The 19,509-nt window shown below is 62.3% G+C and carries 16 protein-coding genes; 7 read left to right on the forward strand and 9 right to left on the reverse strand.

What is annotated here, in order from left to right:
* Window positions 1-136: 136 nt before the first annotated feature.
* From JYU29_RS11500 to JYU29_RS11525, 6 genes are all read right to left on the reverse strand, one after another.
* Window positions 137-4,732 (reverse strand): translocation/assembly module TamB domain-containing protein, encoded by a 4,596-nt coding sequence (locus tag JYU29_RS11500; RefSeq protein ID WP_213984923.1) that lies wholly within the window; start codon window positions 4,730-4,732, stop codon window positions 137-139.
* Complete coding sequence (locus JYU29_RS11505) at window positions 4,729-6,690, reverse strand: autotransporter assembly complex protein TamA (RefSeq protein ID WP_213984924.1); 1,962 nt, start codon at window positions 6,688-6,690, stop codon at window positions 4,729-4,731. Before JYU29_RS11505 ends, JYU29_RS11500 begins: the two co-directional genes overlap by 4 nt.
* A gap of 135 nt (window positions 6,691-6,825) precedes the next feature.
* Complete coding sequence (locus tag JYU29_RS11510) at window positions 6,826-8,454, reverse strand: ABC transporter ATP-binding protein (RefSeq protein WP_213984925.1); 1,629 nt, start codon at window positions 8,452-8,454, stop codon at window positions 6,826-6,828.
* 1 nt (window position 8,455) lies between these two features.
* Entirely contained in the window at window positions 8,456-9,613 is a 1,158-nt protein-coding gene (locus JYU29_RS11515; RefSeq protein WP_213984926.1) for an ABC transporter permease, read from the reverse strand.
* Entirely contained in the window at window positions 9,606-10,523 is a 918-nt protein-coding gene (gene oppB, locus JYU29_RS11520; protein WP_213984927.1) for an oligopeptide ABC transporter permease OppB, read from the reverse strand. Before oppB ends, JYU29_RS11515 begins: the two co-directional genes overlap by 8 nt.
* 69 nt (window positions 10,524-10,592) lie before the next feature.
* Window positions 10,593-12,185, reverse strand: a complete 1,593-nt coding sequence (locus tag JYU29_RS11525; protein WP_213984928.1) for a peptide ABC transporter substrate-binding protein — start codon at window positions 12,183-12,185, stop codon at window positions 10,593-10,595.
* Between the two features lie 480 nt (window positions 12,186-12,665).
* Here JYU29_RS11525 and JYU29_RS11530 point away from each other — a divergent pair, with 480 nt between their 5' ends.
* Both JYU29_RS11530 and JYU29_RS18420 read left to right on the forward strand, forming a co-directional pair.
* Window positions 12,666-13,331 (forward strand): helix-turn-helix domain-containing protein, encoded by a 666-nt coding sequence (locus tag JYU29_RS11530; protein ID WP_250157351.1) that lies wholly within the window; start codon window positions 12,666-12,668, stop codon window positions 13,329-13,331.
* Window positions 13,332-13,333: 2 nt separating this feature from the next.
* A complete protein-coding gene (locus JYU29_RS18420; protein ID WP_213984929.1) occupies window positions 13,334-14,059 on the forward strand; it encodes a helix-turn-helix transcriptional regulator in 726 nt (241 codons plus the stop codon).
* On the opposite strand, the gene JYU29_RS11540 is transcribed toward JYU29_RS18420, so the two are convergent.
* Window positions 14,056-14,508 (reverse strand): hypothetical protein, encoded by a 453-nt coding sequence (locus tag JYU29_RS11540; RefSeq protein ID WP_213984930.1) that lies wholly within the window; start codon window positions 14,506-14,508, stop codon window positions 14,056-14,058. The two genes, JYU29_RS18420 and JYU29_RS11540, sit on opposite strands and share 4 nt — an antisense overlap.
* 444 nt (window positions 14,509-14,952) lie before the next feature.
* On the opposite strand from JYU29_RS11540, the gene JYU29_RS11545 reads away from it, so the two are divergent.
* The 3 genes from JYU29_RS11545 to flbT all read left to right on the forward strand — a co-directional run bounded on the left by JYU29_RS11545 (window position 14,953) and on the right by flbT (window position 16,510).
* Window positions 14,953-15,624 carry a response regulator transcription factor gene (locus JYU29_RS11545; protein ID WP_213985056.1) on the forward strand — a complete coding sequence of 224 codons (672 nt, stop codon included), beginning with the start codon at window positions 14,953-14,955 and terminating at the stop codon, window positions 15,622-15,624.
* A gap of 107 nt (window positions 15,625-15,731) precedes the next feature.
* Complete coding sequence (flaF, locus tag JYU29_RS11550) at window positions 15,732-16,079, forward strand: flagellar biosynthesis regulator FlaF (protein ID WP_213984931.1); 348 nt, start codon at window positions 15,732-15,734, stop codon at window positions 16,077-16,079.
* Complete coding sequence (gene flbT / locus JYU29_RS11555) at window positions 16,076-16,510, forward strand: flagellar biosynthesis repressor FlbT (RefSeq protein ID WP_213984932.1); 435 nt, start codon at window positions 16,076-16,078, stop codon at window positions 16,508-16,510. The genes flaF and flbT overlap by 4 nt, the downstream gene beginning before the upstream one ends.
* Window positions 16,511-16,556: 46 nt before the next feature.
* Here the strand turns inward: flbT and JYU29_RS11560 are convergent, their stop codons facing one another.
* Complete coding sequence (locus tag JYU29_RS11560; protein WP_213984933.1) at window positions 16,557-16,892, reverse strand: hypothetical protein; 336 nt, start codon at window positions 16,890-16,892, stop codon at window positions 16,557-16,559.
* Window positions 16,893-17,106: 214 nt separating this feature from the next.
* Between JYU29_RS11560 and JYU29_RS11565 the strand changes: the two genes are divergently transcribed.
* Both JYU29_RS11565 and JYU29_RS11570 read left to right on the forward strand, forming a co-directional pair.
* Window positions 17,107-17,388 carry an SCP2 sterol-binding domain-containing protein gene (locus JYU29_RS11565; RefSeq protein WP_213984934.1) on the forward strand — a complete coding sequence of 94 codons (282 nt, stop codon included), beginning with the start codon at window positions 17,107-17,109 and terminating at the stop codon, window positions 17,386-17,388.
* A gap of 181 nt (window positions 17,389-17,569) precedes the next feature.
* Window positions 17,570-18,550, forward strand: a complete 981-nt coding sequence (locus JYU29_RS11570; RefSeq protein WP_213984935.1) for a zinc-binding dehydrogenase — start codon at window positions 17,570-17,572, stop codon at window positions 18,548-18,550.
* Between the two features lie 319 nt (window positions 18,551-18,869).
* Here the strand turns inward: JYU29_RS11570 and JYU29_RS11575 are convergent, their stop codons facing one another.
* Window positions 18,870-19,469 (reverse strand): GNAT family N-acetyltransferase, encoded by a 600-nt coding sequence (locus tag JYU29_RS11575; protein ID WP_213984936.1) that lies wholly within the window; start codon window positions 19,467-19,469, stop codon window positions 18,870-18,872.
* Window positions 19,470-19,509 lie beyond the last annotated feature (40 nt).

Genomic DNA, 19,509 nt, shown 5'->3' on the forward strand with positions numbered 1-19,509 from the left:
CCCGACAATGAACATCCGACAGATGTGTCACCTAGTTGTGCGGGAAGTCGGTGCGGCCCGCAAGAGCAGGCGGCCTCGTTCAGGTGTTCAAGGATGGCTCAGGCGGCGCTTCAAGCACCGCCTGACAAGATCCGGCTCAGTAATCGCGCTCGTAGAACACGCCGACGCTGGAATCGGTGGTGCCGGCGCCACCCTTCACCTTGAGGTTCTCGGTAATGTCGAGATTGATGGTGGCGCGCGTGTTGCCGCCCGCACCCGCTTCGACGCCGAGATATACATTCTCGTTGATGTAGCGACCGGCCCGCACGGCAGCGTTGCCTTCGCTGTCGGTCACCACATCGAGGTCATCGAGCCCGGTGCCGGCGCGCAGCCTGCCGAGCAGCGAATTGTTGCCGCCGCCCGCCAGTTCGGCCGCCGCAGCCGCGAGCTGGGCGATCTGGAAGGCCGACAATTCGTTGATGCCGCGATTGAAGATCAAACGCGCCAGCACTTCATCCTGCGGCAGTTCGGGCGAGGAAGAGAACTTCACGTCGATATCGGACGCGCGGCCCGTCACCGTCACGAAAACGGTGATGTCCGAACCTTCCGAGCGCGCCACGAAGTTGAGGTAGGGATTGAGGTCGCCCACCAGCGTGACTTCACCCTCATCGAAGGTGATGCGCTGGCCGAGAATGCCGATGCGGCCCCGGATCATGCGCAAACCGCCGGTTGGCTGAATGTTGGTCACCGGACCGCTGATCTGCACGGAACCGCCGAGTTCGGCATCAACGCCACGGCCACGCACGAACACCTGGTTGGGCGCGTTGATCGTGATGTTGAGGCGCGCAACGCTCGGACGCGCGGTCGGCGTCGGCGTACCGTCATTGGCCTTGGCACGCGCCAGGGTGGCGCGCACGCCGGCCGGCGGATTGCGGTGCTTGACGTTGATGGCGGCCGCACCGCCCGCGAAGCTTTCCGGAACGGTGATCTCGGCCCGCGCCACGTCGATCGTGCCGCCGATCAACGGATCCTGCAGCAAGGCGCCGGTCACGTTCAAACGGCCGTTGACGGTCGCCACCAGCAACTCACCATCGGCGTAGCGTGCATTGTTGAGGTTGATGGCGATGTTGGCCGGAAAATTGCTGCCGGGCGCAATGCCGATCGTGCCCGATGCACTCACCGTGCCGCCGCCACCGATGGCGCCCGACACGTTTTCGATCGTGACCGTCTGGCCCGAAATGCCGACGGCGACGTTGATGTTGCTGACCCGCAGATTGGTTTCGGGATCAACAACGGCTGCCCCCGCCGATGTCACGCGGCCCTGGATGTTGGGCTGCTGGATGCTGCCGGTCACCGCCACATTGGCATTGACCGTGCCGTTCAACTGCGTGCCGCGATCGGCCAGGAAGCGATTGGCAAGCGCAAGCGGCGCCTGCGCATCCACATTCACCGACAGGCCGGCACCCGACAAAGGCACGCGGCCGTTGCCGCTGACGGTGAGGCCTTGCGGGCCGTTCACCTGAACGCTGTTCAGCGTCACGGCGTTGTCGCCATAAGCACCGTCGGCCTGAACCGACAGCGGCGCGACGCCGGCATCGGCGAGCGGTGTGGCACTGATGCCGCTGCCCGAAAGCTGGAAGCTTGCAGCGGGATTGCGCAGTTCGCCGGTCACCTGAGCCGTGCCCGTGATGGTGCCGGCGAGGTTCTGTTCCGGCACGATCGCGTTCGCAATGCCGAGCGGCAGCGAGCGCAAGGTGACATCGAGATTGAGCTGGCCCTGGCCAAGAGGCACCGTGCCCTGCGCCCTTGCATCGACGCCTTCGGGGCTGGTCACGGCTGCATCAACCGTCAGAAGCTGGTTCTGCGTGCTGCCATTGGCCGTAACGTTGATCGAAGACAAACCGGCCTGGCGCAGCTGGGCTGCCGTGAGCCCCTGCCCGCGTACATCGAAGTTGACGTCGGGCGCGCTGCGCGAGCCGCTGACCTTCACGGTGCCATCGAGTGTGCCGCCGAGGCCAAGATCCGGCACGACGCTGTTGCCGATCGACAAAGGCAGGTTCGCGATCACCACATCGAGGTCGAGCGTTTCGGCGATCTGGCCCTTGGCGTCGATCCGCCCGCCGCCGACATCGAGCGCAACGCCGTCGATGGTGATGATCTGATTGATGATGGTGATTGCGGCTGGCTGAAGCAGGCGGGCATTGGTGTTGCCCTGAGCCAAAGCCAGCTCGTTCAGATTGACACGGAAGCCGGTCTGGACGCGCGACAAGGCGCCGGCGACATTGGCCGTGGTACCGTTGTCGAGCGCGGTTTCGGCAGAAAAGTCGGTGGTATCGCCATTCTGGCGCGCCTGTGCCTGAAGCCGGGTCACGGTGACGCCGCCTGCCACGACATTGCGCGCATCGATCGTCGCATTGCCGCCCGGCACCTTGAACAGGTCGGAAAACTCCGCCTGAACATCGGCACTACCGACGCGCGCCTGATCCACGACGAGATTGCGGATATCGGCCTTGATGTCGCCGTCCTGGTTGCCGTTGACTGGACGCAGGCGGATCGTGGCATCCACCGCACCGGACGCCTTCGTCAGGAACAGGGCGGCTGCCGTGGACACGTCGCGGGCATTGAGCTGCACCTGTCCGTCGAACAAGCCGCTCGAGACGATCTGCTGGATATCGCCCGTCAGGTTCGCGCCGCCGGCCGAGAAGCTGAGCCCGCTCAGCTTGCGTGTGGACGCCGACACGGCCACGCCGCTCGCAAGCTGCACGCGGTTGCCGTCGAGGAACGCGTCACCGGTCAGGTTGCCGTCAAGCAGATCCGGCAGTTGCACGCCGTCAAAGCCGATGCGCGCTTGCGTCAGCGACTTGCCCATCAAGCGGCCGCTCGGCACATTGGCGTCCAGATTGAGACGGATCGTTCCGTCCGAACCCTGCGCGCGACCGGTTGCCGTCATGCGACCGCTCGCCTGCTGTGAAACCAGCGCCAGATCGCTCAAAGCGAGATCGAAGTTGAAGTCGGCCGTGCCCGTTGCGAAGCGGCCGTCAGCCGTGAGCTCGACCTGATTGTTGGCAAGACGGAACTGACGCGCGACGAGGCCATTTTCGCCGCGTGCGACGCCGCCCGTCAGGCGTGTTTCGCCCTTGAGCAGAGCGTCGGCTGCCGGCGTGTCGATCGACAAACCGTTGGCCGAGCCATCCAGCGTGAGGTCGAAGCCGCCGCCGATCGGGTTGACCGAGCCTTGCGCGGTCAAACGCAGGCTGCCGGCCAGATCACGCCCGGCGAGCGCGGAAAACGGCACGATGGAATCGGCGTTCACAGCGATATTGCCGTTGAAAACGAGATCCGCGATGGCGCCATCGAGCGCGACGCTGAGCCCGTTGCCAGACAAGGTGGCCTGGTTCAACTGAACCGGCTGGTTGGCGCGCCAGTCACCATCGATCAGCAGCGTGATCTCGGAGCCAAGCGCTTCGGCCACCTGTGCAGCCGGCGCATCCAGACCGCGCGCGCCGCCATCGACCTTGAAGCTGACGCGGCGGTTGGCGGCGTCCTGAAGGTTCTGGGCAAGACCCGAGAAGTTGAGCGCAACGCGGTCGCTGGAGAAGTTTTCCGTCATGAGGTCGGCGATGTCGAGCGAGCCGGACCACTGGTCGCTCGCTGTATCGCCAAACGAAATCTTCAGCTGCGCGCGTTGGATCGTGTTGTGGCCGGGTGCCGGCAGAAGGATCGGCTCGGCACCGCCATTGTCCACCCGCGCATCGAGCGTCAGGCGCTGCAGGAAGTTGTCGGCCGCCGTTTCCGCCTTGGCGCTGAGCTTGAGCTGCGCGCTCGCCAGTTCGAGCTGGTCGAGCCGGAACCCGCCCGCATCCTTCGACACGCCGCTTGCTTGCAGCTGCGTCGATTGACCAAAAAAGGCACGAAAGCGCTCGGGGATGAGCGAGGCAATCGGACCATCCAGCGTCGTGTTGAAGCCGAGGCCGAGTTCCTGACGGCGCAGCGATGTTTGCCCGGTGAGAATGCGCTCTCCGGCGGCATCGAGAGCAAGCTGCAGGTCAAACTGTTCAAGCGGCCCCTTGCCCGAAACAACGAGATTGACCGGAGGACGGTTTTCGATCTTCAGCAGGTTGGCGACGATGCCGTTTTCCGGCTCTTCCAGGCGAAGGTCGATACCGAGTTCAGTGCTGTCATTGGCATAAGATGCGGTGAGCGAAAGCTTGCCGCCGGGACCATCGAGGCGTGTGACGTTGAGCGCGGTGTCGAGCGAACCGTCGGCCAGACGCACGCGGCCATTGAGGGCGAGCTCGGAGGCCAGACCGAATACGGTCGGGCCGAACACGACACGCTGAACATCGAGCTCATCAAGCGTGACCGAGACCGGCAGTTCCGGCAAAGCGAAGCCGCTGCTGGCTTCCGGTGGCGGCAGGCCTTCTTCCGGCAAGGGCTTGCGGGTGACTTCGATGCGTTCGGCCGACAGGGTCGAGATCTGCAAACGGCCGAGCAGAAGCGCGCGGCGTGTCCAGTTGATGCGCGCATTGACGATGCGCAGCCACACACCTTCGCGGTCGGCAATCGTGATCTCGCCGATCGTGGCATCGGACGACAGCGCGCCCTGAATGCCGTTCAGCCGGATCTGCCGGTTGGGCGTGGAAAGCTGGTCTTCCACCAGGCCGACAAAATAAGAGCGGTCTTCCTGCTCGTCTTGCGCGAAAACAGGAAACGCGACGAACAGCAGAGCGAGAAGTGCGAGGAACCGGGTCAAAACGCCTGTCCTATGCCGATGTAAAACGCGAAGTCGGGATCATCGCGGCCGGGATTGAGCGGAATGGCGATGTCGCCGCGAATGGGGCCGAGGCCGGTCAGATACCGCAAACCGATGCCCGCGCCGACCTTCAGCTCTTCTGCAAAGTTGGGGAAGGATTCCGCGCCGACATAACCGGCATCCACGAAGCCGACGAGGCCGATGGAATCCGTGACCTTGGCGCGCAGCTCGGCCGATCCTTCGATCAGCGAACGGCCGCCGGTGATGATGCCGTCGGCCTGTTCCACGCCGATGCCGCGATATTCATAACCGCGCACCGATCCACCGCCGCCTGCAAAGAACAGCTTGTCGGGCGGAGTTTCGCCGATATCGGCGCCAGCCAGCGAGCCGATCTTTAATCGGCCGGCGGCCACGATACGGTTTTCTTCGCCGAAGCCGTAATAGGTCCGGCCTTCCAGCGTGCCGCGCACAACCGGATTGCCGTAGTTGAACTCGAAGAAGGGTTCGATCGAGGCTTCCACGAACACGCCCTCGGTGGCATCCACCTTGTTGTCGCGCGTGTCATAGGTCAGCGTTCCCGGCAAACCGACGGTCACGAAATCCCGTTCGCCGAGATCGTCCTCGAAGCGCGACGGACCGCCGCTCAGGAACAGGCTGCCGGACAGTTCGTCGGTGAAGATCCGGGTGAAGCCGACCTGCGCCGTCACGGCCGTGCGCGTATAACGGTCCAGCACTTCGCGGTCGCCGAACAGCGACATCACGAAATCGGTGTCGGGCGTGAAGACGCCGGGCTTGGTGAAGGTCGCGCCGACGCGATAGGTAAAGGCGGCCGGATCGAAGCGGCTTTTGTCCGGCTCGTCATCGGAGCGGTTGGTAACCTCGGCGCCGATGCCGGCAACCTTGGCGTCGAAACGCAGACGCTCGGCCTTGCCGAACAGATTGCGATGCAGCCAATAGCCTTCCACACCCGCGCCATCGAGCGTCGAATAGGACGCGCCGACGCCGAAGCGATGCAGCGGACGCTCCTGCACGATCACGTTCATCGGCAGTTCGCCATTGGCTTCAATGGCTTCGGCTTCCTCGATGCGCTGCGAACGAAACACTTCCAAGCGGCCAAGCCGGTCATTGCCGCGCTTGACGTCGTCCGGATCGAACTCTTTGCCCCGCGGCAGATCGGTCATGTAGGCTACGAAATCGGGATCCATGCGCGCCGTGCCCTGCACGGAGGTCGGCCCGTAAACGGCGCGGCGACCCGGATCCATGACAAGCGTCGCATCGAGCTTGTTCGTGTCGTGCAGCGCCTCGACCCGGCGCTCGGCCACATCAGCCTTGGCATAGCCCTGCTGACGCCAGGCTTCCTTGGACAGGTTCTCGGCCTGCAGGATCACGCCGGACTTGGCGACTTCACCGGGAACGAAACCGTTGTCGGTGGGCAGTTCGACAATGTCGTGCCGGTCGGTGGGCGGCGGCGCCTGGTTGACGACACTGGCGACGCCAAAGGCAAACAGCGGACCCGGATCAACCGCGACCACGATATTGGCGGGATTGGAAACTGTTGCATCCGGCGGCAGATCGGCGGCTTCGCGGCCATCGACCTTGATGGAAATGGTGGGACCGTAGCGCCCTTGCGCATACATGGTGCCGAGCAAACGGCGGTAATCGCCGCGCGCCTTGGCAAGCAGTCCGGATGCGCCCGATGCCGGCTCCTCGCGGTCGCCCCAAAGGTTCGAAGCGCCTTTCAGCGTGTCTTCGACGTCATCGTCCTCGCCCGCATTGACGGTGAAGGTGACGTTGTAGGGCTGTGGATCGCCAACCGGCGCGTCTTCCGGATCCGGAGCTTTTTCGAAGAACTTGAAGCCGAACAGCTCAAAGGCCGCCGCTGGATAAAGCGCCGAAGTGCTCACCATGACCGCCGTGACGATCCGCAAAGTCCAGCCACGCTTCGTCAGCAACCGCATTCCCCACCGTACTCGCACGCTCAACGGGGGCAAAGTACCCCGGCGAGCCGTCAGGCGCAGCATCAAATGTCTCGAAACGAGAATCTTTTATCCAATTTCGGCAATCCTGCCACACCTGACAGTTGTGAAAAGTCCTTATGCGGGCATGGCTTCCGTTGCTTTCCTGAAGCGCCGATCATCCACCGCAGCACCAAGAAGCGCCTGCGTGTAGGGATCGCGCGGATGGTTGAAGATCTCTTCCACAGGCCCCTCTTCCACGATGCGCCCGCCGCGCATCACGAGGATCGTGTCGGCCATGGCGCGCACCACCGACAGATCGTGGCTGATGAAGATGTAGGACAGATCATGCGCCTGCTGCAGATCGCGCAGGAGGTCGACGATCTGCTTTTGCACGGACCGGTCTAGCGCCGAGGTCGGCTCGTCCAGCACCATGACGTCTGGCTTGAGGATCAAGGCCCGCGCAATGGCGATGCGCTGGCGCTGGCCGCCGGAAAATTCGTGCGGATAGCGATTGCGCATGGCCGGATCGAGCCCGACTTCTTCCAGAGCCTGCATGGCGCGGCGGTCGCGCTCGGTGCGCCCGATACCGCTTTCGTGGACAAGCAGCCCTTCGGTGACGATCTGGCCCACCGTCATGCGCGGCGACAGGGAGCCGAACGGATCCTGGAACACCAGCTGCAACTGATGACGCAGCGGACGCATGGCGCGGCGATCAGCGTGGCTGATATCGTGCTCCTTGAAGCGCACAGCGCCCGTGCTGGGAAGAAGGCGCAGGAGCGCACGGCCGAGCGTCGACTTGCCGGACCCGGATTCGCCGACGATGCCGATCGTTTGCCGCTTCTTCAACGTCACCGACACGCGATCGACCGCGGTGAAGGTCGCGGCTTCCTTGAACAGCGAACCGCCCAGCGCAAAGGTTACGGTGACATCGCGGCCCTGAAGCAGGATCGGCGCATCCGCTTGCGCCGGCACCTTCTGCCCGGTGGGTTCGGCGTTGATCAGCATGCGCGTGTAGTCATGCTTGGGTTCGGTGAACAGGGAAGAGGTTTCCCCCTCCTCCACCACCTTTCCGGCCTGCATGACGTAAACGCGGTCTGCCAATCGGCGGACGATGCCGAGATCGTGGGTGATGAACACGATCGCCATGCCGAGCTTGGCCTGAAGCTCGGCCAGAAGGGTCAGGATCTGCGCCTGGATCGTCACGTCGAGCGCCGTGGTGGGCTCGTCGGCGATCAGAATGTCGGGATCGTTGGCGAGCGCCATGGCGATCATCACGCGCTGGCGCTGGCCGCCGGAGAGTTCGTGCGGATAGGAATCGATGCGCCGCTCCGGCTCGGGGATCCCCACCAGCGTTAGCAGTTCGATCGCCCGTTTGCGCGCTTCGCTTCTGCTTGATCCGCGATGATGGATGATCGGCTCGGAAAGCTGACGGCCGATCCGGTACAACGGATCGAGCGAGGTCATCGGCTCCTGAAAGATCATAGTGATCTTGGCGCCGCGCACCGTGTTGAGCTGCCGGTCCGACAGGCCGAGGATCTCCTTGTCGCGATAAAGGGCCGAACCGGTTGCGCGCCCGTTGCCGGCGAGCAGGCCCATCACCGCCATCATGGTCTGGCTCTTGCCTGAACCGGATTCGCCGACGATGGCGACGGTTTCGCCACGCGCCACATCGAGGCTCACACCTTTCACGGCATCCACGACGCCGTCATTGGTCTGAAAGGAGACCTTGAGGTCGCGGACGGAAAGAACGTTTTCGCGGTCCATCTCAGCGCTCCTTCGGATCGAGCGCGTCGCGCAAACCATCGCCCAGGAAGTTGAGGGCGAACAGGATCACGGTCAGCGTCACGGCGGGATAAAGCAGCAGCCAGATCGCGCCACGCATGTTCGACGCGCCTTCCGCGATCAGCAGACCGAGACTGGTCAGCGGCTCCTGCACGCCAAGGCCAAGGAACGACAACAGGCTTTCCAGCAGGATCGCCTTGGGCACCAGCAGCGTCACGAACACCACCACCGGCCCAAGCGTGTTTGGGATGATGTGGCGCTTGAGGATGCCGGCGCTGGACACGCCCATAGCTTCGGCCGCCTGCACATATTCCTGCCGCTTGATCGTAAGCGTCTGGCCGCGTGCGATGCGCGCCATGTCGAGCCATTCCGTGAAGCCGATCGCGATGAAGATCAGCACGAAACTTCGCCCGAAGAACACGACGAGCAGGATCACGAAGAAGATGAAGGGCAGTGAGTAAAGAACATCGACCACGCGCATCATCACATTGTCGATCCGCCCGCCGAAGTAGCCGGCGACCGCGCCGTAGGTGACGCCGAGCGCCAGCGCCATGAAGGACGCAAGCAGGCCGATCGCCAGCGAAATGCGGATGCCGATCAGGACGCGCGCCAGGAGATCGCGGCCGTTGGCATCGGTGCCGAACAGAAAGCGCACGCGCTGCACATCGGCCACCATGACGCCGCTGGTCGCGGTTTCACTCAGCGCATTGCCGTCCGCATCCTCCAGCCGGGAATTATCGAACAGGTCGGAGCGGTCGATATAGCGGGTGATGCGCGGATCGATCGGCTCGTTGTCGGAGATATCAGCGCGAATGGTGGAGCCATCCAGCTCGACCTCGCCAATCGTGATGCGTGCGCGCTCCAGCGAGCGCTGGAAGTCCGGCACGATCCGGTCTTCGCGTGGATAGGCTTCGAGGCTTGCCGGCACACGCACATATTGCGGGAAGATCTCGTCGTAGCGATGCGGCACGAGGCTTGGTCCGAAGATACCGGCCAGCGCCAGCAGAAGCAGAACGATCGCGCTCGCCACGGCCGCGCGGTTGCGCCGAAGCCGCAGCCACGCGTCCTGCCACAAGGAACGGCTGGCCGTAACGGCAATCGCTTCAGCCTGCGGCTGTTCGGAAAACACATGCTCAGTCATAGCGCACCCGCGGGTCGAGCCAGGCGTAAAGAATGTCGACGATCAGGTTGAACACGATCACGAACAGCGCGATCACCACCACGGTGCCCATCACCAGCGTGTAGTCGCGGCCAAGCGCGCCCTGCACGAAGTAACGGCCGATGCCCGGAATGCCGAAAATGGTTTCAACCACCACCGAGCCGGTGAGAAGGCTGGCCGCCGCTGGTCCGAGATAGGACACCACCGGCAGCATGGCGGCGCGCAGCGCATGAACGCCGACGACGATGCGTGTCGGCAGACCATAAGCGCGTGCGGTGCGTACATGGTTCGAGCGCAGCGCCTCGATGGTCGCGCCGCGCGTCAACCGCGCCACAACCGCGATCTGCGGCAGGGACAGCGTGACCACCGGCAGGATCATGTGCTTCCACGTGCCCCAGCCGCCAGCCGGCAGCCAGCCCATGAGAACGCCGAACAAAAGGCTGAGCAGCGGGGCGATTACGAAGGTCGGAATGGTGATGCCGAAAGTGGCCGTGCCCACCACCATGTAATCCACCCAGCTGTTTTGCCGAAGTGCCGCCAGCGCGCCGAGCAGCGTGCCGAACACGAGCGCGATCAGCATGGACAGCGAGCCGATCTGGATCGACACCGGCAAACCGACGCGAAACAGATCCACCACGGAAAAGTCGCGTCGCGTAAAGCTCGGGCCGAGATCGCCCTGCGCGAGATTGCCGAGATAGATGAAGTATTGCTGCCAGAGCGGCTTGTCGAAATTATAGGCGCGCTCGAGGTTCTGCATGATCAGCGGATCGAGCGGACGCTCGAGATCGAACGGTCCGCCGGGCGCCAGCCGGATCATGAAGAAGGCGATGGTGACGATCACGAACATCGTCGGCACGGCGCCAAGCAGGCGCCGCAGCACATAGGTCAACATGAGGGAACGCTCCGTCGCAGAGAATGCCAGCGGCCGAGCCGGTCAGCCCGGTTCGGCCGCATCAACGATTCAGTTCTCGACGGACAGCCAGCGCGTTGCGTGCTGGTTCATGATGTTGTCTTCCCAGCCCTTCAGCTTGGGCGAAACGAGCGCCGTAGACGAGTAATACAGGATGGGGATCGCCGGCACTTCCTTAAGGAAGAGCTCTTCGGCCTGGCGCAGGATCTTGGCGCGCGCGGCCAGATCGGTAGTGGTCGCGGCTTCCGCCATCAGCTTGTCGTAGTCGGCATTCGACCAGCGCGGATAGTTGAAGCCGAGATTGGCGCTTTCAAACAGGAACAGGAAGTTCTGCGGATCGGAATAATCGCCGATCCAGCCGGCGCGCGTCAGATCGAAATCGCCGTCATTCTTCATGTAATCGAAGTAGCCGGTGCCTTCCATTTCCACGATCGTTGCGTTCACGCCGATATTCTTCAGCATGTCGGCAATGGCCGTCATCGTGTTCTTGTGGTTTTCACCAGTGTTGTGGCGCAGCTCGACCGTGAGGCTGCCTTCCTTCACGCCGGCTTCTTCCAGCAGCTTTTTGGCCTCGTCCTCGCGGTCGAGAATATCCATGTCCTTGTAGGGCAGGAACACCGGGTCAGGATAATTGTCGATGCCGGGCGGCACGATCGAATAGCCCGGCAGCATGGATTCGCGCCAGATTTCGTTGGCGAGGAAGTCGCGGTCGATTGCCATGGACAGCGCCTGGCGCACGCGCGGATCGGAAAGCTTTTCCTTGTTCACCTTCACCGGCAGATAATAGGAGCCGAGATAAGGCGCGATGTGGAGCTGGTCGCCCAGCTTCTCCTTCATGTAGTCCATTTGGGCATTGTCGATGTCCGAGCAGGACAGAACCTCACCGGCCTCGAAGCGGCGCAGACAGGTCGCGCGCTCTTCAAACGGAATGTAGTTCACGACATCGATCTTGACGTTGGCCGCATCGTGGAAGTTCGGGTTCTTGCGCATCACGATCTTGTCGTTCGGCGTGAACGCTTCCAGCATATAGGCGCCGTTGGTCACCATATTGCCGGGCTTGGTGAACTCGTTGCCGAACTGCTCGACCGATTTCTGATGCAGCGGGAACGAGCTTTGATGCGTCAGAAGCTGCAGGAAATAGGGCGTCGGCGCGTTGAGCTTGATCTCGAGCGTGTGATCGTCGAGTGCCTTTGCGCCCAGATCCGACGCCTGCTTCTCGCCCTTGTTGATCGCTTCCGCATTGACGATCGGGTAAAGCATGTTGGCGTAAGGCGCGGCCGTTGCCGGGTCCTGGATGCGCTGATAGGCGAACACGAAATCACCGGCAGTCACCGGATCGCCGTTCGACCACTTGGCATCGTTGCGCAGCTTGAACGTATAGGTCAGGCCGTCTTCGGAAATTTCCCAGCTTTCCGCAACGCCGGGAATGACCTCGGCCTTCGCGCTGGGTGCCACCAGCCCTTCATAAAGATCGCGCATCAGGTTCGCCTCGGCGATGGTCGAGGTCTTGTGATGATCGAGCGTGGTTGGATCGGTGTCGTTGCCGCGGTTATAAACGACTTCGGCCTGCGCACTCGCCAGCATCGGCGCTGCGGTCAACAGGACGGTCGCGAGACAGGTGGCGCTCAGAAGCGACTTCATCATGGTACTTCCCCTTGTGGTCCGGCCTTTTTTTGACAAGGCTGCTGACCGATACATTAAACCGGTTCGAGGCTCGGTCTAGTCGGAACATGTTTGCCGCTGGGGAAGTGTTGCATCGCAGCAATGTGAGCTGTGGGCAACGCCGTTCTCCACCTTCGCCAGCAAATGCATTTTGACACCGGAATCCGCGCCAGCTACGTTAACCACGAATCAAGGGATGTTGGTTGAAGCGCCTGTCGCGGAGGGGTTCGCAAGAGGCGCAAAAGCCGGGTTGTCGACATTGGTCGCAATCATCAGAGACTTCGGTTTCGTTCCCGCGTTCGCCGGTGGCTTGTCGCCGTGAAGCCGGCTGTGTTTCCCGCGTAAACTGTGTTTCGAGCTGAGTTGGCGTAGCCTTCCGGATGCGCTCGAACCGCTGTGTCTGAAAGCTTTTGAAAGATTTTGGTCATGCCTTGCATGACCCGTGGAGGGGTTCGATCAACAATGGGTGCTGCATTTCACGCTTCTTCCGGTGCGCTGGCGATGCCATCCACCGTTCAGGATGCGCGGCGCGGTCTCGTTGAACTCATGCACCAGATCTGCAGCGACATTCGCGCGGATCGTTACATGCTGATCGATCTCACCGCACGCGCCGGAGAAAAAGCGCGGATCGTCGCTTCCAACTGGATCTATGACGCCATCGATCTCGTCGGGCTCGATCTCATCGTGCGCATGGCCGTGCGCAATCCGGTTGAAGCGCAAGCCCTGCCCCCGACCGTCGATGCCGAACTTCTCGCCGGCTATGGCCACGTCGATATCATGGGCATTCCCTTGCGCACGGGAAGCAAGCGCTACGCCCTGCTTCTGACCGCAGAAGCGCCCGGCCGTTTAATGACGCGGGCCGTGGCCAAGGTCGAACTGCTTTGCGGCTACGCCCTGTCCATGCTGGCCGGTAAACTCGGCGCGACGTCGAACAATGATCCCCTTACCGAGCGCGAGCGCGAATGCCTGTTCTGGGTTGCCGAAGGCAAGACCACGGAAGAGGTCGGCGTCATCTTGGGCGTGTCCACAAGCACGGCCAACAGCCATCTCACCAGTTCGATCCAGAAGCTCGGTGCCCGCAATCGCGCTTTGGCGATCGCCACTGCGATCCGGCACGGATTGATCTGACGATGTTTCTCGGCTCGTTCCAATCCGGCACCCGCTTTTCCATCGCGACACCGGCTGCCACCGCAGCCTATATGCCGCTCCTGGCAGAACTGCTGGAACTGTCGGAAGATCTCGGCGCGTCCGACTTCAGCCTTCTGTCGGTCACATCGGGCCGAACCGGCAAGCTGAGCCCCCTGATGGATTCCGCCTACCCGGATGCCGCAGCGCTCAGCCAGCAGCTCGTATCGGAAGCGCCAGCGACATTGGTCCGCCATCCGATGTCCTCGACCATCATTTCCTGGTGGGCGGCATCGGATCACCCGGCAGCAACGCAGTTCGAGCGTTTGCGCTGGGCCACGCGCACCACGCCGCTCGGCACGTCGCGCGCCGGTCTCGTCATGCCGCTTCACGCCAGATGCGCCGAATATGGCGTGCTGGTTCTGACCGGTTCAGAATTTCAGGTCGATGACGACCGTCTCGCCAACGCCCATCTGCAGGCGCTCGACCTGTTCGGCCGCCTGATCGCGCTGCGGGTCAAGGATGCGGACAACCAGCCGAAGCTTTCGGGCCGCGAACTGGACTGCCTGCGTTTGACCGCGGAAGGCCAGACCAGCGAAGAAATCGCGGCCGGGCTTGGCCTGTCGATCCACACGGCCAACACCTATCTCGGCAACGCCACCCAGAAGCTCGATGCCGTGAACCGCATGCATGCGGTGGCAAAGGCCTTGCGGCTCGGTTTGATCGACTAGAGCCTCTGTTCCACCGCAGCAGTCCGCGGCGGTGACTTGCGAATGCGCGCTTGTTCGATCATCGCGGCCAGGTTGCGCGTATTTTCATCCGCATCCGGCGTCGGCTGGTCGAAGGACACGTAAGTCACATCGACACCGGCCTGCTCGTCTTCCAGCCTCAACGTGAAGTAAACGGTGGCGCCGCGCGGTTTGAGCTCAAGATCAAGCTTGATCTTCGGCACCTCGCCCCAGCTCACGACAGCTTCACCGCCATGACCGAGCTTTAGCGTGCCCGGCATGAAATAAAGCTCGGCTGCCGATTCCACGATGTCGGCAATCGAAGCAAACTGTTCGAAGCGCAGGAACGCCAGATAATCCGCGACATCGACCATGCGCAATTCAGCGACAACTTCGCTGATCGCGTTTGCGACGATAATGTTCCGGTCTTCGGACTGATCTTGTCGGTTCATGATCGCGCAACAACAGGTTTCTTGTTGGTGATGGTGCGGACGAGAGCCGCGGTCGCTTCGGCTAACTTGCGACGTTGAAAACCTATCCAACGAAACTTGTTTGAGCATGGATCAGGCGCACAAAACGTGGTCGCGCCCTAGACAGATCTCGCTTGCCTGAAGATTGCCGCGCTTCGTCAGAGATTGTGACTCAAAGGCCACAGATTTCCGAGGCACGGCGGGCGATTCCGGCGCCATCGGATTGGACCATCCGAATGCAGACGGAAAGCTAAGTGCCTGATTTGGCGTCATTTAAATGGATGATACATCGAAAGGAAACGCCGCGTTAACCATTCCGGTTCGGCGACTCCCAAGATCATCCTCATAAGAACTCGTACTGTGCGGGATTCCACGCAGTCGGTACCCCTTGGACAGCTCATGACGGAGCTGATTCGGGGGCGCACGATGATCGTGATTGTTGATGAACGAGACCTGGTTAAGGAAGGGTATCAATCCCTCTTCAACAGGGAAGGAATTGCCAGCGCGGGATTTCGTTCCGCCGAATTCGGCGACTGGGTGGAAAGCGTCGCACCGTCCGATCTGAAGTCCGTTCGCGCCTTTCTCATCGGCGAATGTGCCGAAGACAAGGTCTCGCCCCGCGCCATCCGCAGCCGCACGGCGGCTCCCGTAATTGCGCTCAGCGAACATCATTCCCTGGAAAACACGCTCCGCCTGTTTGAGACCGGCGTCGATGACGTGATCCGCAAGCCTGTTCATATCCGCGAGATTCTCGCGCGCATCGCCGCCATTCGCCGCCGCGTGCAGGATGATGTGGTGAGCTACACCGAAGTTGGTCCGATGCGCATCTATACCGATGGCCGCGATCCCGAGATCAACGGCGCCCCCCTGCCCTTGCCGCGCCGCGAACGCCGGATCCTCGAATATCTGGCGAGCAATCGTGGCCGCCGGGTAACCAAGTCGCAGGTCTTCAATGCGATCTATGGCCTGTTCGACGATGCCGTCGAAGAGAACGTCGTGGAAAGCCACATCTCCAAGCTGCGCAAGAAGCTGCGCGAGAAGCTCGGCTTCGATCCAATCGAATCCAAGCGCTTCCTCGGCTACCAGTTGATGGCCTGATCAATCGGCCCGATCGACAGCCAAGCCATCAGCTTCGCACAAGCGCCTTTCGCCATTGTGGCGGTGGAAGCGCTTGCCGGATCGGCCTGACGCCAGCACGGAAGCCGATGTATCAGTTCAGCTATGCCGAGATCCAGGCCGACACGATAGCCGACGCGCGAGACCGTGAGCGGCAGCTCCTGGTGCGCTCGATCGAGCTGCTTGGAGATGCACGCGCCGCAGGTCCCCGATCGCGCCAGGCGGTGGAAGCCGCCTTGTTCATGCATCGCATCTGGACGAGCTTCGTCAGCGATCTCCAGGCCCCCGAAAACTCCACGCCGAAGGACCTGCGCGATCATCTGATCGCCGTTGGCTCGTGGCTTCTCGCCGAAGCCGAAACGCTGCGGCTGGGACGCTCGGCCGACATAAACGGCCTGATCGACGTGTCCACCACTGTCCTGGACGGACTGGAATGAAAAGCCGCTTGAAGATCGCGCTGAAGCCCGGCGAAACGATCTATGTCAACGGCGCGGTGATCAGCGTCGACCGCAAGGTCTCGCTCGAATTTCATAACGACGTGAAGTTCCTCCTGCAAAACCACGTCATGCAGGCCGAAGACGCGACATCGCCGCTGCGCCGGCTTTATCTTGCCGTTCAAACCATCCTGATGAATGCGGAAGCAGCCGATCAATCGCGCAGCCAGCTCGGCGAGATCATGCCCGGTCTGCTCGACACGTTTCGTGATGGCGACATGCCGGCCAAGCTCGGCGACATCGACCGCATGGTTGCGGCCGGCCAGTTCTATGAGGCGCTGCGCTCGATCCGCAGCCTTTTCCCCCAAGAAGACGCGCTGCTCGGCCGGGCGCTGGGCGACGGCAACAAGAGAACGCCCGTCGCTGCGGCATAAAAAAGCCCGCCATTGGAGGCGGGCTTTTGTTTGGGATTGGAGCTGCTTACAGTTCCGGGCAACCACGCTCATTGGCAAAGCGCATCGTGATCACGCGGCCGCGGCGCGTCTCGCCTTCAACGGTGACGCTGCGCGGCGTGACGCGGGTGACTTCGACATCGCGCAAGCCTTCGTCGCGGGCAGCAGCGCGGGCATCACGCTCCGAACAGCCACGGCGCGGCGGACCACGGCGGTCGCGTTCACGCTCGCGCTCAACCGGGCGTATGCCATTGGGTCCGATCTCCAGCTGGATGCCCTGAGCGGAAGCAATCGACATGCCGCCGCCAAGCGAACCAACTGTCACGGCGAGCGCGAGACCCGCAGATGTCAGAACCTTATGCATCGTTTTCTCCTTGGCGACCTCGGTCGCTCCTTGTTCATCGTGGCAATAATTCTTCAGCTTGAAGACTGTTCCCGAACATTATTTGCCGATGCTGGAAAAGGCGCGCGCCTTAACTTGCAGCGGTGCAAGATCCGAATTGTCACGTTGACGTAAACGGAAGCCCTTCATACATCTCGGCAGGGCGAAGAATGACCCACCTTATGAGGAGAGAACGATGACCCTGCAGGAAATCGCAGCCGAGCTGCAAACCCGTGTTGCCGATTCCGATTTCGACAAGTCGGTGAAGTTCGTGATGAACGACGAAGGTGTGATCGTGCTCGATGGCAAGCAGGTGTCCACCGAGGATGCGCCGACCGATTGCACCATCACCGTGGCGCGTTCGGACTTCGAGGATCTGGTTGCCGGCAACCTCAGCCCGACCGCTGCCTTCATGTCCGGCAAGCTCAAGGTGGAAGGCGACATGTCCGCCGCCATGGCGCTGAGCCAGCTGCTTTAAGCACGATCATGCGACCTGCGAGGCTCTCCTGCAGGTCGCCCTCTCAAAACGAGGACCGGCTGTTCAGCGGCCCGTCCTCCTCGGCCTGAAGCGGATCGCATCACGCTTCGGAACCATTCGGCAGCCACCTCGTCTGTGGAGGAGAGTGCTTTCTTCAAAGCCACCAACACAGGAGCCCGCCATGAAAAGCGCCGTTTACAAGCAGTTCGGAACACCGCAAGAGGTGCTGACCAGCCAAAACAGCGATCAGCCGAAGCCGGGAGCCGGCCAAGTTCTCGTGCGCATGCTGTTGTCGCCCGTGCACAACCACGACCTCATGACCATTGCCGGCCAATACGGCATCAAGCCTGAGCTTCCAGCCATTCCCGGAACGGAAGCCGTCGGCATCGTGGAAGCGCTTGGCGAGGGCGTGACAAACCTGAAGGTCGGCCAGCGTGTTGCGGGCGGCGCAACCGCGACATGGGCGGAGTATTATCTGGCCGATGCATCCCGGTCCGTTCCCGTGCCCGATACGGTCGACAACGAAACGGCGTGCCAGCTGGTCGCCATGCCGCTTTCGGCCAAGATGCTCTTGGAAACGCTGAACCTGCCATCCGGTGAATGGGTGGTGCAGAATGCGGCCAATGGGGCCGTCGGCAAGATGATGGCGCAATTCGGCGCCGAGCGCGGCGTCAAGGTTCTCGGGCTGGTTCGCCGGCAGGCGGCAATCGACGAGCTGAAGGCTGAAGGCATCGAAAACGTCGTGGCGACCGACGAAAACGGCTGGCAGGACAAGGCAAAAGCGATGGTTGGCGACGCGAAAGTATTGCGCGCGATCGACTCGCTCGGCGGTGATGGGCCGTCACAGGTGTTGAGCGTGGCGTCCGACGGTGCCGAGCTGGTCAGCTTCGGCGCCATGACGCAGCAGCCGCTGAAGATCGCGGCCGGCGACCTCCTGTTTCGCGGCATCACCGTCAAAGGTTTCTGGGGCGCGAAGCCACCGGTGAAGCCGGAACGCATCGCTGAGCTCCTGGGCGAACTCGTCAGGGACGCCGCCTCGGGCAAGCTGAAGCTGCCGGTCGAAGCCGTTTATCCGATCGAAGACATCGCCAAGGCAGTGAGTGCCAGCGGCGAACCCGGCCGCAAGGGCAAGATCGCCATCAAGGGCGCCAGCGTGCAGTAAGCCAGGGAAGAGGTTGGTTGAGGGGCCGAAGACAGCCTCGGTTTTCACCAAACTGGAACACCCCTCATCCGACTTCGCTTCGCTCAGCCACCTTCTCCCACAGGGGGAGAAGGGACAATGCGTTGCATGAGCAAAGTGCGTCCTTCTAGGCTCGCTTTGCTCGTACCTCAGGGTGACGAAAGTTGTTCAAGCTCGCCTCGCCCGCACTTCGGGATGATGACGCTTGTGGTTGCCCGCACCCTCTCCGCTTCGTCATCCTCGGGCTTGACCCGAGGATCCATGCCTAAACAATTAAGGCAGCGGAACAAGCGCCCGCCCCTCACCCCGCCTTGAACAGCGCCTCACTGACCTTGCGGCCGGATGCCTTGAGCGTGCCGGCAGCACCGTCGAGCCAGCCATCCACCAGCTCCAGCGCCAGAAAGCGGTGACGCTCGTAAGGACCAGGCATGGCAAGCTCGCTTGTCTTGGCGGCGGAAAAGCCGAAGCGCTGATAGTATGCGGGATCGCCGACAAGGAGCACGGCGCCGTGGCCGAGCCTTGCAGCTTCCGCGATCGCCTGACGCATCAGGGCAGACCCGATGCCGCCCGACTTGGCGGTCGGCTCCACGGCCAAAGGTCCAAGCAGAAGCGCCTGACGGCCACCCTCGCCCAGCCGCACATTCCACAAGCGGACCGTGCCGACGAGCACATCATCAGCATCACGCGCAACAAGCGCCAGACCTTCGGCAGGCTTGCGGCCACGGCGGATCTTTTCCGACGACTTGCGCCTGCGGCCTGGACCCATGGCGCGGTCGAGCAGGTTTTCACGCGCAACGACATCGCGCAGGCGCTCGGCGCACAAGATGAAAGCCGGACGGGGGGCAGCAACAGGCGCAAAGGCTTCGGTGGAGGTGGCGAGATTGAAGGCGTTGGCGTTCATGGCATTTCACAAAATAAGAGCGCGCGAAACACCTGGCGCA

This window comes from Tianweitania aestuarii, assembly GCF_018457165.1.
GTDB lineage: Bacteria > Pseudomonadota > Alphaproteobacteria > Rhizobiales > Rhizobiaceae > Tianweitania > Tianweitania aestuarii.

Bases quoted from the DNA above. Each gene is read 5' to 3' on its own strand.
- JYU29_RS11505 (WP_213984924.1), bottom strand. From the start codon at position 6,690: ATGCGGTTGCTGACGAAGCGTGGCTGGACTTTGCGGATCGTCACGGCG.
- JYU29_RS11510 (WP_213984925.1), bottom strand. From the start codon at position 8,454: ATGGACCGCGAAAACGTTCTTTCCGTCCGCGACCTCAAGGTCTCCTTT.
- JYU29_RS11515 (WP_213984926.1), bottom strand. From the start codon at position 9,613: ATGACTGAGCATGTGTTTTCCGAACAGCCGCAGGCTGAAGCGATTGCC.
- oppB (WP_213984927.1), bottom strand. From the start codon at position 10,523: ATGTTGACCTATGTGCTGCGGCGCCTGCTTGGCGCCGTGCCGACGATG.
- JYU29_RS11525 (WP_213984928.1), bottom strand. From the start codon at position 12,185: ATGATGAAGTCGCTTCTGAGCGCCACCTGTCTCGCGACCGTCCTGTTG.
- JYU29_RS11530 (WP_250157351.1), top strand. From the start codon at position 12,666: ATGGGTGCTGCATTTCACGCTTCTTCCGGTGCGCTGGCGATGCCATCC.
- JYU29_RS18420 (WP_213984929.1), top strand. From the start codon at position 13,334: ATGTTTCTCGGCTCGTTCCAATCCGGCACCCGCTTTTCCATCGCGACA.
- JYU29_RS11540 (WP_213984930.1), bottom strand. From the start codon at position 14,508: ATGAACCGACAAGATCAGTCCGAAGACCGGAACATTATCGTCGCAAAC.
- JYU29_RS11545 (WP_213985056.1), top strand. From the start codon at position 14,953: ATGATCGTGATTGTTGATGAACGAGACCTGGTTAAGGAAGGGTATCAA.
- flaF (WP_213984931.1), top strand. From the start codon at position 15,732: ATGTATCAGTTCAGCTATGCCGAGATCCAGGCCGACACGATAGCCGAC.
- flbT (WP_213984932.1), top strand. From the start codon at position 16,076: ATGAAAAGCCGCTTGAAGATCGCGCTGAAGCCCGGCGAAACGATCTAT.
- JYU29_RS11560 (WP_213984933.1), bottom strand. From the start codon at position 16,892: ATGCATAAGGTTCTGACATCTGCGGGTCTCGCGCTCGCCGTGACAGTT.
- JYU29_RS11565 (WP_213984934.1), top strand. From the start codon at position 17,107: ATGACCCTGCAGGAAATCGCAGCCGAGCTGCAAACCCGTGTTGCCGAT.
- JYU29_RS11570 (WP_213984935.1), top strand. From the start codon at position 17,570: ATGAAAAGCGCCGTTTACAAGCAGTTCGGAACACCGCAAGAGGTGCTG.
- JYU29_RS11575 (WP_213984936.1), bottom strand. From the start codon at position 19,469: ATGAACGCCAACGCCTTCAATCTCGCCACCTCCACCGAAGCCTTTGCG.